Source organism: Chryseobacterium sp. Marseille-Q3244 (assembly GCF_940807095.1).
Lineage (GTDB): Bacteria > Bacteroidota > Bacteroidia > Flavobacteriales > Weeksellaceae > Chryseobacterium.
The window spans coordinates 154585-166882 of sequence record NZ_CALNWX010000004.1 but is presented as its reverse complement, the minus strand read 5'-3'; the positions used below and the strand labels follow the sequence as shown (position 1 = coordinate 166882).

The 12298-nt window shown below is 39.9% G+C and carries 13 protein-coding genes; all 13 read right to left on the bottom strand.

Features of this window, described 5'->3' with window-relative positions:
* Window positions 1-2: 2 nt before the first annotated feature.
* On the bottom strand, window positions 3-833 hold the full coding sequence (locus NBX25_RS08925) for a hypothetical protein (protein WP_250253409.1): 831 nt from the start codon (window positions 831-833) through the stop codon (window positions 3-5).
* 4 nt (window positions 834-837) lie between these two features.
* Window positions 838-1503, bottom strand: a complete 666-nt coding sequence (locus NBX25_RS08920) for a hypothetical protein (RefSeq protein ID WP_002978099.1) — start codon at window positions 1501-1503, stop codon at window positions 838-840.
* Window positions 1504-1505: 2 nt separating this feature from the next.
* On the bottom strand, window positions 1506-2141 hold the full coding sequence (locus NBX25_RS08915) for a hypothetical protein (RefSeq protein WP_250253408.1): 636 nt from the start codon (window positions 2139-2141) through the stop codon (window positions 1506-1508).
* 61 nt (window positions 2142-2202) lie between these two features.
* Window positions 2203-2856 carry a hypothetical protein gene (locus tag NBX25_RS08910; RefSeq protein ID WP_002978101.1) on the bottom strand — a complete coding sequence of 218 codons (654 nt, stop codon included), beginning with the start codon at window positions 2854-2856 and terminating at the stop codon, window positions 2203-2205.
* Entirely contained in the window at window positions 2843-5917 is a 3075-nt protein-coding gene (locus NBX25_RS08905) for a TraG family conjugative transposon ATPase (protein WP_002978102.1), read from the bottom strand. Before NBX25_RS08905 ends, NBX25_RS08910 begins: the two co-directional genes overlap by 14 nt.
* The gene (locus NBX25_RS08900; protein ID WP_002978103.1) at window positions 5889-6203 is read right to left on the bottom strand and encodes a DUF4133 domain-containing protein; all 315 of its coding nucleotides are present in this window, start codon (window positions 6201-6203) and stop codon (window positions 5889-5891) included. Before NBX25_RS08900 ends, NBX25_RS08905 begins: the two co-directional genes overlap by 29 nt.
* A 1-nt stretch (window position 6204) precedes the next feature.
* Entirely contained in the window at window positions 6205-6528 is a 324-nt protein-coding gene (locus tag NBX25_RS08895; protein WP_002978105.1) for a DUF4134 domain-containing protein, read from the bottom strand.
* 110 nt (window positions 6529-6638) lie between these two features.
* Window positions 6639-7211 (bottom strand): hypothetical protein, encoded by a 573-nt coding sequence (locus tag NBX25_RS08890; RefSeq protein ID WP_002978107.1) that lies wholly within the window; start codon window positions 7209-7211, stop codon window positions 6639-6641.
* Window positions 7212-7243: 32 nt separating this feature from the next.
* On the bottom strand, window positions 7244-7894 hold the full coding sequence (locus tag NBX25_RS08885; RefSeq protein ID WP_088583902.1) for a ParA family protein: 651 nt from the start codon (window positions 7892-7894) through the stop codon (window positions 7244-7246).
* Between the two features lie 59 nt (window positions 7895-7953).
* A complete protein-coding gene (locus NBX25_RS08880; RefSeq protein WP_228370511.1) occupies window positions 7954-9396 on the bottom strand; it encodes a relaxase/mobilization nuclease domain-containing protein in 1443 nt (480 codons plus the stop codon).
* Between the two features lie 11 nt (window positions 9397-9407).
* Window positions 9408-9773 (bottom strand): plasmid mobilization relaxosome protein MobC, encoded by a 366-nt coding sequence (mobC, locus tag NBX25_RS08875; RefSeq protein WP_002978113.1) that lies wholly within the window; start codon window positions 9771-9773, stop codon window positions 9408-9410.
* Entirely contained in the window at window positions 9770-10864 is a 1095-nt protein-coding gene (locus NBX25_RS08870) for a phage tail-like protein (protein ID WP_085951003.1), read from the bottom strand. The genes mobC and NBX25_RS08870 overlap by 4 nt, the downstream gene beginning before the upstream one ends.
* A gap of 39 nt (window positions 10865-10903) precedes the next feature.
* Window positions 10904-11698 carry a phage tail-like protein gene (locus NBX25_RS08865; protein WP_088583901.1) on the bottom strand — a complete coding sequence of 265 codons (795 nt, stop codon included), beginning with the start codon at window positions 11696-11698 and terminating at the stop codon, window positions 10904-10906.
* Window positions 11699-12298 lie beyond the last annotated feature (600 nt).

Below are 12298 nucleotides of genomic sequence, written 5' to 3'. Positions count from 1 at the left end.
AGCTAATATCTGTTTTTGTATTTCTGCATTACATTTTGAACAATGCCTTTGTCTGAAGCAGGCGTCCATTGATTGGGCAATGCCGTGGATAGATGACTGTTCAGGATGTTTTTGTAATCCAAAAGCAGCGTTGTTTTATTATTGTACTTCCTTAGTTCCTGAACAAATTTGCGCCAACGGATTATCGTTTCATGATACATAATGAAGCGTTTTCCCCTTGGCATATCCATCGAGCGTGACAATGAGTACTTTTCCTTGATCGTATCCAGTTCCTCCTGTAATCTTTTTAAGGTGCCGGTTGTATTGAGCATTTCATAGGTCTGTTGGTCTTTCAGCCGCCATTCGATGAAATTCTGCGGGTTGTCCGGAAATTCGGTAACAGGTTTGAGCATTCGTTTGTAATACAGCAGCCAAAGTGGATCTGCATCGACTGTGGCCGAAGTCCAGTGCGCCAGGTCCTGAACGCTTCTTTTGTAGATCGTATCGGAGGCAGCCTTGATCTTCTTGGCTTCTTCTTCCTGGAACTTGAGCTGTGCGAATCGTAGATTTTGTTCTCCGGTAGGTTTTAAGGGGCGGATATCTTCTCCATCTTTATAATCCCTGTTGATCTTGGGAGCCCATATGCCCCAAACCGTCGCATAAGCAAAATTGGTCTGGATGCCTAGGAAATATTTCGGATATGGCCGCCAGTCTCCCCAGCTTTCAAAAGTCATTCGCTTGTGCTGGGCAACGATGGAAGGATCGTTCAGCCTCTTAACACTGACTTGTCCGAATATCAGGAAGGAAGCTAACAGAAGTTGTAATAGCTGTATTTTTTTTATTAATGTTTCCATAATTTTAATTGAAGATGTATTTGTATTTAGTAATAATATCTCCGACGATTGCCCTATCGATATTGATGTAATTCCTTAGAACCGGAACCTGATACAGGTATGGGATCTTCTTGGCATTTTCCAGTCTTAAAATGATATAGAGAATGTTGCCGTGAATATTTCTTACCCGTGTAAACACTTTTTCAATAAGCATTTCCCGATCCATTGAATCCATCAGGAAATCCTTATCTTCATTCATAATATCCTGTGCAACTTCCTGCTGGAGCTTGACGACCTGTTTTCCTATTTCAACATAATATTTTGAAACCAGCATAGCATATTCAGGATGCTGTGCGGACAGGTCCAGCATCTTATTGGAATTGCTGACAATCTTCCCTAGATACTGGTAGAGGTACATCAATTTTTTACTCTGGGTTAATGCAGAATTGACATTTTTCAACTGCTGATAGATGTATTCCTGTATCGCAATGACCTGTGCTGTTTTGTTTTTAATATCCTCGTATAATTCTTTTTGCTTTTTGTAAGAATCCAGGAATGCCTGCTCACTGGCTAAACGTACCCCATGATTGACCGTGATCTGTGACAGCAACTTGTCGTTAATTACGATCTGCTGGCTCTGAACTCCCGCAATCGAAAACAAAACAATACTGAAGGTGAATATTTTCTTCATAACTAAAAGGATTTGATGTTGTTCATGATGTCTTGCACGACCTGCCGGTCCCTGTTGACATAGTATTGGAAAGTTCTTTTGTTCCGTAAAACCTTAGCTTTTATATCCTTTATTTTTAAAAGCATATGCGTGGAATTTCTGCTCAGCGCTTTGACCTCTCCCAAAGCATAGTCCAGTAAGATCTTGCGCTCCGATTGTTCCATCTGGTTGATCGCTCCGTATGACAAAATAATTCCTGTCAATAATCGTAAGGTCATTTGAAGATCATCTACAAACTGCACCTGTGAAGGTAAAACTGCAATGATGGAATAAGGCGCAGTATTGATCTCATTAATGATCGCAGTTTGGTTATTCGTTATCTTGGTGATTTCCCTGCTCACTGCTACTCCTGCCGGAATCGCCTGTATGGCAAATGACACGATACGAAGCCTGTCCTGGATTTTGGTGACTTTTTCCTTAAAGTTTTTCCATTGTGATTGGTTAGCCGTTTCTACTGACGCATTGAGTGTTTGCTTTTGCCGCATCTCTTTCTGCCGATCGTGTTCCTTCATTGTAGCATTAATCTCAAGATCCATCATCGGGAAAGAAACATTTTCCTGTTGCCACGCTGGCGTAGAACCACCACCTGATGATGTCAACAGGCAATAAGCTGCAGCAAGGAACAGGGCACAGATCAGGTTCTTTTTCATCATTTTGAGTTTAAAAATTCCGTTTGTAGCGGTTCATAATATCATCCACAATGGCCTTATCGGTATTAATGTATCCGGCAAAAGGATTAATGGAATTCCAGAATCCCAGCCTGTTGGCTTTTTCCAGTCGCAGCTTAATGGCCAACAGCCACAGCTTTAGGTTTTTCACATTCCCTGAAATGTTGTGCAGGATCTTGTAGCGGTCTCCGGCAGTAGCCAAGTTCAGCTCACCCGAAGCCAAAATATCCGATACATCCGTTACGATCTTCAGGCTTTGCTCATAGGTTTTCTGTGAAGCTTTTACCCCAAAAATGGCATACTGCGGATGCTGTGATGCCAACTGGACCACTTGCGAGGAATACGTATAGCATTTGTTTAATTCGGAATAAATTTCCTTAACCTGGATACCGTTTTGTAATGTTCCGGAAACCTCTTTTAAGCCTTTCAGTATTTTATTCTGAATGTCATTGGCAGCAACCATTTGCGTTCCCACCCAGGTCTGCGCATCTTTTAACTTCGAGGTTTCATCAATAACCTCATTCTGCTTGGCTTTCAGATTTTCCGAATAAAGAATCATTGCAGCGGTTACCGTTGGATCGATGTAGGTATTCTGAGCGGATAGCAATCCACAGAACCCTAAAAATAGCATGCTAAACTTCGTCATATTGGTAGTCTTTATTAGTTATCAATTCCGAAAAGCTGATATCAAGGTCTTCCAATTCCTGTGAGATGATCTTGAAAATATTTTTCCCTGGGTGGTTTTTCTTCATCCTTTGGTAGTAAGAGACAACTTTATGATCCAAAGGATTCTGGTACAAATTCACTAAAGACACCAGGTTTTCAAGACTGTCGCCAAAGGCTTTTAAGTCCGAGACAATCTTTACCAAAGCCTCGTCATAATTGCCATACTGTTGCACATAATATTCAACTGCTGATTTCTCAGGCTTCTCGGTCGTATAAGTCAGATACTGCTCAAGCGACACCTCATTGCCATAGACCTCACCCTTGGAACCTCTCTTCAGGTAAAATTCCTTGAAGCGGCTCCGGCCGAATTTATTGTTGAGATTGTTGATCGTGAAGATCTTGTTTTGCTCCACTTTATTCAGCGATAACAAAGACGCTATGCGATCAAAATTGTCCTTGAACTTGGTTTGGTCTAACAGGATAAAGGTGTCAGAATTGTTGATAATGGAATCTTTGACTACGGCATTTCCAATGATGTCATCCAATTCCTGCGTTACAACTACGGCTTCACCCCAAAATTTCCTTACAGTTTTGTAGAGATACAGAATATATCCGCCCATCAGCTTACTGGCAATCGCTTTCCAGGCCTCTTCAATGATGAGGGCTTTTCTTCGGTCTTTACGTAGCCTCATCTTTTGAATAAACGTGTCCATAATGATGAGTGTTACGATCGGAAACAATTTCGGATTGTCCTTCACGTTGTCGATTTCGAAGACAATAAATGCTTCATCGAACAGCTTATTATCGGCAGATTCATTCAATGTGGTCGCATATCTTCCGCCTTTATAAAAATCCCTCAATACAAACAAAAACGTCCTGAGATTGAACTCTCTTTCCGTAATGTTGTGCTTTTTATTATTAAGATAAAGCGGCAGGAATTTATCGCAGTAATCATAGAATCCGTTGAAGGAAAGCTCTTTGGCAGGCAACTTTTCTTCAAGTTCTTTGATCTTTTTGATAATTGCCTTTCTCAACGATTCATTCCAATCTTCTGCCGTCTCCGGATGTTTAATAATTTCTGCAGATCTGATCAAGATGAGTTGTGTTTCATCGTAGATCTTTCTTCGCTCCATATCATTCAACGTTTCGTAAGCCTCGTAAACTTTGTAGAATTGTTCACTGTCATAGTCAGGATTATTGGCATTCTTATCCGGATGATAGAATTTCAATAATTTTCTTCCTGCTTCTTTCACTTCATCCGGGCTGGCATCGAAAGCAATTCCTAAAATATCATAATACGTTCGTTGCTCCTGGACCTCGCTCTCATATTCGGCAAAAACATCTTCTTCGTGAATATTGTACTTGTTGAGATAAAGAATGAGCTCTTCTGAAGTTTTATGGTTATACCATTCGGTTCCTGAATTGAAATATTGATGATAATAGGACATCAGCACATTATCCAGGATGGATTTCTGTGCAGACGATACTGTCGCATCCGGACCTTGCCATATCAGGAAGATAAGGTTGGTTAAAAATTCAATTTTCTCGATATTAAACTCTTTTTTATCCATTAGAAAAGGATTCATCGTGATCGGTTTTTCTTCGGTGTATTGAATATATCTACCGCCTTTATATTTGCAGGTTCCTGAATAAGAATCTCCGGTATCTACGATCACCACATCATAATTATAGGTCAGGTATTGCTCAACAATATTGTTCATCAGGAATGACTTCCCGGAGCCGGATGGTCCTAAAACAAATTTGTTTCGGTTATTGATCCTCCCGGTTTTCATTGGAAGATCAGCGGGATCAACCTTTAACGGAACGCCCTGCCGATCTGTAAATCTCAGGTAGAAGTTAGATTCTTCATTCACGGGATAACTTTCTTTAAAAAAAAAACACAAGGCCGCTTCGCTTGTCGTCATGAAAAGATCGTACTCCCTGAGTTCTGTGGCGTTACCCGGAATGGCTGCCCGAAACAGCTCCATCTGGTTGTAGGCATTTTTTGAAACGATAATCCCTTTTGTGAAGAGCTTATTCTCAATCATGGACTGGATTCCTTCCATTTCTTCCATAGTGTTTGTTGAAAATATCAGGGAAAAATGAGCATTGACCACTAGCTGACCGTCAATGGCAATATTATGCAGCAAGGTTTGGATCTCTTCTGCGATGATGGCATTGGACGGCGAGTTGTTGGCTGCACCTTCGTGTTTTTTCTTTTTCTTATCGAGCTCCCTTTGCTGCTGGGCCTGGATTGGAATCGTTATGACTTGATTGTAAACTATGGTTTCATAGTTTTCAAGCTCATTGATAAAGGTAAAATTATCAACGGCCGTTTCCGCGGCAGCTCCATTGCCTCCTAGAATAGAGTAGGACTCTATTTCAGAAGGAAGGTCAATATTTTCCACATCGACATAGGAAATGTTTTTGACACAGCGGTTTCCGATCTGCAAGTACGCGTTGGTACTTTTGATATTGTCAAAAGTGGGAATCTCAGAAAACTGCATAGACAAAACTCCGGAAATGTAATATTCAAAATCTTTCTCAAACAGAAATTCAGGCTCGCAGTCATTCTGCTTTAACAGCATAAATACCTTCTGAGATTTATCACGAAGCTCCTTATAACTCTTTTCGGAAAAATTGTAATGTTTGTTTTTCTTTTTCAGTTTGTCGTCGACTATATCAGTAAAGAGCAAAATGGTCTCAATAGTTTTGAAGAGTCTGCCTTCAAAATGATCTGAATATTTCTGCTGGAGGAATTGGGTGGATGGCTCAGCAGTATATTTCTTTTTAGTGAATATATCCAGTTTTTGAACAATCCGTCCTTCGCCTATAATGGAGACCACCTGATTTAATACGGTGTGAAATTCCAGGTAATTGTCCGGATCAGCAGAATACTGCTGAACGATGTTTTTGATTCTGATCCCGATGATGGGATTGCCGTATTGTCCAAACAGCACGTCAAAATCCCAATTGAAATCCTTTCCGTAATCGTAGCCGATGAACGGAATGTCAAATACTTGTTTTTTTGCTGTTGCCATTCTTTAAAATTTTATTATTGTTTAGTCTTTTTGGGAAAATGAAGATGTGATCGAAGTGTTTGGTCTTGTTATACAGACCGTATTTGTCCTGTCTTTTGAAGATCAGGTAAACACCTCCGGCTGTTGTTGCAAGCCCCAGGAGTGAGCCGAGCAATCCGAATTTGGATAGTACCAGGGCGGCAACAACGCCAGCGCCGATAACTGCCACGGCGTAAATGATGTACTTGCCTTTAAGCCCGAAGAATACAAGAGGCTTTTTCAGCCCCTTGTAAAGGTAGAATCCCATTTTAGGCAAAAAAGGAGGTTACGAATTCCGGAACAACGATCAGGAAGATCATGGCACCGCCATAACCCAGGATTTCTTTGTTGACGTCCTGGTCGCCGTTGGTCCATTTATTATACACTCTCAGACCGCCAATAAAACCAACCAATCCGCCGACGGCTTTTAAGATCAGCTTTATCGGGTCCCAATAGTCTTTAATATCATTGGCTGCGTTTGAAATGGCTGTTGCACCGCCTTGCGCCAGCATTGGTGTAACGGCTAGCAGTAGCAATGCTGCGGTGAATAATTTTTTTGTTGTCAGGTAACGTTTGTGCGTGTTTTTCATCATATTGAAATTTTATATTGAATTGTGTTTTTGCTTAGAAAAAGGCATAGGAAATGTGCTATCCGACTCAATAGAGCGGATCATTGGTGTATTGAAAATTGTCGTTTTCCTTTCTAGATCATTGAATGGTAGACCTTGAATCCGTCACGGTCTGCAAGTACCTGGACGTGGGTTTCAGCCAGATTGAGGAATTGGTTAAATTGCTGTTTCAGCCTTTGAGAAGCATCTTCTTTATTTTGTTCAGCTTGGAGAATCTCATCATTTTGAGAAGGCAGTTCTGAGAACTCTCTGCTTTCAATGTATTGACTATCTTCTTGATCTGTTGAATCGTGTTGTGTCGTCGGATGTTCATCGATGTTATACGTATCTTCTAGCATATTGATAGCTTGCTCAGATTCAAATTTCTGTCGGTAGTAATCAAGGTGCCGGTTTTCATCAGTGTCTTCTTCAGTAGAAGGGAAAGGCTCTTTTTTGTGGAACGAAGTTGGGGTGCTGAGCTGTTCCACATCATCAATGTTGACCTCTATTATTTCATTCGTATTTACCTCAGCAAAGGCTGCGAGGGCGAATTCTTCACCTTCTTCGTCTTTTAAGACAGTGTCCTTTTTAAGGAAAAGGTCATAAAGGATATTTCCTGCGTAATAGAGCAGATAAACGGCCAGAATGGTAATACATATTTTGATCATCGTGGGTAAAGTGTTTTTAGTAGGTTGAATTATTATAGGTTAATTTCCAGCGTTTGGTTAATGTGATTAATCAATTCCATAAATGGATTTTTCACAGCATATTTCTGTTCATAAGTCAGTTTTCTTGTATCAATGGTCTGAAGACAGTTCCTTTTGAATACAGGACTTTTCAACAGTATTCCGTATTTGCTGATCTCAGCATCCATACCTTCCTGGTTCTGGTATTTATAGCCTTTATCGTATTTCGACCGTATGAATATCCGTTCTGCCTGGCTTTCGAGCAATCCTAAAAAATTGATAAACACAAGGGTTGATTTAGCGGAGACATTGGAATATTCAAACGGGATTACGATAAAATCACTGTAGATCAGTAGATCACTATAACGCGCATCTAAGGTTCCAGCCAGGTCAAAAAGATGGACATCTTCACTTTCCTTCATTTCAATAAGATGTTCAAAGTCCGAGAACGGCTGCTCGTTGTCCTCATCGATGATCTCTACATCATAAAGCTTCGGCAGATCTGATTCCTCGTCTTCTCGCCATTTATGACAGAAAGATTTCTGAAAATCAAAATCGAAAACTTTAACCTTTCTTTCAGACATTCCCGAAATATAATTGGCAAAAGCAATCGCAAGCGTGGTTTTACCAGTTCCTCCTTTTTGTGTTCCAAATGTTATGATCATCGCTTTTGTTTTTTTGCTGCCTATTTCGTTTCCGGGTGGCCCAATCGAACGCACCTCGTTTATCTCTTTTTTTTCTTCCGTTTTTTCCGCTCATCCTCCACCAGGTCTTTTGCTCCGCCTGAGCTATTCTGCCATTCAAAAAGCATTTCATTGACGGCCTGTTTAAATTCCTTTTCGGTGTTACTTTCGGCCAGCTTTTCACTTTTAATTTTCGGATTCAGAAACTTTTGATACTGTTGTTCGCCAATCAACAATTGCAGTTCTCCGATAAAATGCAGCTTGGAATGAACAGCATAATATTTTCCGTCCTCTGATCTCACCAGGCTTACATCATATTTACCCTGGGTTTTGAGATATTGTTTTACATCATTCCTGATCCTATTGAATATTTCTTTGTTTTTCAGTTTTTTATTGTCAAACAGCATATAATCGCTCAGTTCATTTTCAGGATAGGTTGCTTTCAAATATTTCAGCAGTACGTTTTTGGTTTCAGCATTGGGAATGCTGTAATCTTTCAACTGCTCAAAAAGTCTTTTATTCATTATTGCCGAGGTGAATTCAAATAAGCTACCCATTTTCATGATTTCACCGCCTTTATAAACTGCGCCTGTCTTGTGATCGATCAATGTATAACCAAAAGGTTTGTTGCCATCCTTATGATGAAATACGACATCAATTCCGAAGAGGTCCCTCAGTTTTTTCTGAAGCTCGCTTTCAAATTCTATTTCCGGTTTCCAATGATCTTTGTGCTTTTCCTCCGGAAGCATGGCTTCCTGCTTTCTATAGTCATCAACCCTGAATACTCTATTAGAATACAGCCCTTTGTACTTTGAAAAAATGGCTCTGATCTGCTTTACCCGTTTCTCGTTCATTTTATTGCTGAAAACAATTTGATCAGCTGAGAACCTTCGTTGTACTATGCCGTTTTTTGAAATGGTAACGGATCTTCCATCATTTGTGTTTTCGCTAAGTTGATAACCATTTCTGTTAAGCAAAGTCCTAAGTTGCTGAAAAGAGCCAATTTTATAGTTCAAGAGTTTATCTAATTTTTCCTTCTCATTAATTCCATATAGTTTTTCTATCACCCTGGTCAAAGCTTTTTGCGCCTTTAGCTTTTCGTAACTGTCATCAATCTTTTTTCCGGTCTGCTTATCTACTCTTGTGGAAACAATATGGATGTGATTGTTCTCAGTATCATTGTGAAAAACTGCTATGTAAGGCTGTTCCCCATAACCCATTTTATTCATAAAATCTTCACTGATCTCTGTGAGCTCTTCTTTGGTATGATCCTGAAATTTAGTGGAGATTACAGCATGGAATTGCGGTTTTTGTACTTTCGTACTTTTGGATATCGCTTTTAAATAATCCCTTACCTGTTGCTTGTCACCGTCTTTATTGATAAATGAAGGGAAGTTTTTCATCAGCATCAGTTCGCCTTTTCCTTTTTCTACCTTCTTATCATTGTAATTGATTCCAGGGAAATGATTTCCCGCTGGCTTCATAAGCTTGACGATCATTTTGAAAGCAATGCGTATATGTTTTCAAACATCTTGTTTTGCTGTGCTTTAAGCTTCTGTACCTCGGAGAGTTGTTTCGAAAATAATTCCAGTTGTTTTTCCGAAATGTTCTTCTGTCCGTTAACCAGCTTTGCCACCTGGTTGATATTGGTTTCGATCCTGGCAAAGATGTTATCCTGCTTTTCGATGAAGTTCAGGACTTTTCTTCTTTCATCATCCATCAGTCTATTCTCCACCGAATCGATAATCAGGCTGGTCAGGGAGATGTTTCTTTCTCTGCACGTTCTTTTCCAGTCAGCCTTTCTTTCCAGTTTGATCCTGAAAAAGATCACTTCAGAACTTCTACTTCCCTCCTGCTTCATGGGACACTCCAGCTGGGAATGCCATTCACACTTTTAAGGATATAGGTTCCGCTAGAAGGTGGCGCAGGAATCAGTTCTGTGGCGAACCCAAATGAACCGTCTGCTTTGGCAACTACTTTCTTGGTATATGCCGGATCACCATCTGCATTAGGCATTTGTGATGGTGTCACGCTTAGCTTACCATTAATATTGAGCCATCGCTCAGAAAAATCCCCCGAGATCAACGCAAATTTATAATCCGTATAATTATTGGTAATACTGTCCCAAAAGCTGGTTGAGCTTGTTGTTACGGGGGTGGAATGTATAGCTAACTTATTGCTGACACTTCTGTTTCCTGTTGCGGGGCTTCCGGCACCAGCTCCAATGAACACATTATTAGAGCCTGTCCTGTTCCCGGTTCCCGATAAATACCCGATCGATATATTATCATTTCCGGAAGTAATGTATGACATGGCTCCGGCGCCTATCCCTATATTCCGGCTTCCTGAAATTACGCTATTTGCAATTCCATTCAATGCTGATACACCAGCGCCATAGTTCAATTTCCCGGTAACTTCTCCCTGGGACATGGCATAAGCGCTGGCAGAGTTACCTTTTCCTGATGTAATATTGGCATCGGTAGCTAGAATAGAGTTGTATTCGCCTGTGATGGGGCTTCTTGATTTTCCCAGGATATAATTTTCCTTTTGGTCAAAATCAAGTTTCAAACTATTTTTCACCACCAACTCAACCGAGGAAGTGTTGCCTCTGAGTGCGACGATTTCTAAAGGATCGCTTTGCAAAACAGGAATCCATTGCTGGCCGTCGAAACAATATAAGCCCGATTTTTCGATATGAGCCGCCTGTCCCACCAAATTAGTAGCTGGTGATGTCACAAAGATTAATGCCCCTTTCTGAGCAGTAGAGAATGATTTTGCAGAGATCTGATCCCCTGTAATACGGGGTGGAATAATACCATCAAAATGATTCGCGTCGTCCGGCTTTCCGACCACTTCAAAAGTGGCTTTTGGTGTCTGAGTATTAATACCGACCTGTGAAAAAACACTGGTGGTCATTAATACAAAGAATAATTTGAGAAAATTGTTTTTCATTGTGTTATGTTGTTTTAATTTCATTTGGTTTTTAGAATCTTACTTTAAATATGGAACCCGCCAGTTGGAATACCCCTGTACTTCTCCGTAAGTGTAAATGGAAGTCGATATCTGGTTCAGCGAGCTTTGAGGAATTTGTATAGCGTAATTTTCTAGCAATGCAGGAAAGTACTGGGTTGAATTTTCGTTGTGTAAGAGAACAATTTGATTGGGAATATAACCTATATCGTTAAATATGTCTTCAATATCAATAAGAGCCTTACCCGTAACAGGTGTAGAATTGTCGGTTCGATGCAAACGAAAACGAACATTAACAATACCGTTGATTTTTCTGAATACAACAAATCCTTCAAGCCCTCCAAAGTTTTTTGAGCCTATGGTGTAATTTTTAGAAGAGGTCAGGTAATTGTTTGTATTCGCCCATTGATTTCTTGGTTCCGTCCAGGTGGAGGTTGCGGCAAGACTTGCCGTGCTGTTAGAATCGAAAGTCAATAAAATGTAATATTCTATCGGATCAACATCTTTTGATACAGGTTGCCAGGCCGTACCATCGAAGTAATACAATCCGGTAGTTCTAACATTGATAACCTGCCCGGATAAGTTTGTAGCAGGAACAGTCACAAATACGACGGTTCCTCTTTTTGAAATTGAATATGATTTTCTGGACAATTGATCTCCCGTTATTCGTGGTGGAATAATCCCGTCGTAATGATTAGGATCAACCGGTTTCCCTGTAACGTCCAAAGTGGTCTCTGGTGATACAGTATTGATTCCAACCTGTCCCGAGACCCATATGGTCAATAAGCTAAAGAAAAAGTAAAGATATGTTTTCATCTTTTTTGATTATGATTTCTGTTGCAAAGTTGGAACATCAAAATCGTGAAAACAATAGTATTCAAAGGGCTTGGGCTAAATAAGACCATTCTGGTCTAATCTGTAAATCGTGGAGATTAATAAAGAATAAATTGGAATTTGTATATGATTTCAATAAAGAAAAAAACGAGTTCCGAAGTTTTTTCCCCTTTTGCAAAAAGGCAAGAGAGTCTTTGGATGTACAACTTGAAAAGTTTGTATATACAAAGACACATCTTGCTAAAAAGAGGAGGGTAGTTTTAAGAGTTCTGAAAAATAATTGTAAAAGTTTGATTCTGTTGATGATGCGTGATCTTTATCGTGTATTGCTTTTGAAAGGAAAAAAATACTTAGATAATAGATTTTCAGTTTGTATCTACTTTACCCACGTTTTGAAATTGCGTGTAGCTATTTTACGCATCCAAATAGAAAGTTTGTATTCATTTTACTCACGTTCAGAAATTGCGTGTAGTTATTTTACCCATCTAAATCGAAAGTTTGTATTCATTTTACATATAGTTGGAAAATGTGTGCAGTTTCGTATGTTGCTAAGTACAAAAGCTTGTATCTATTTTACCCACG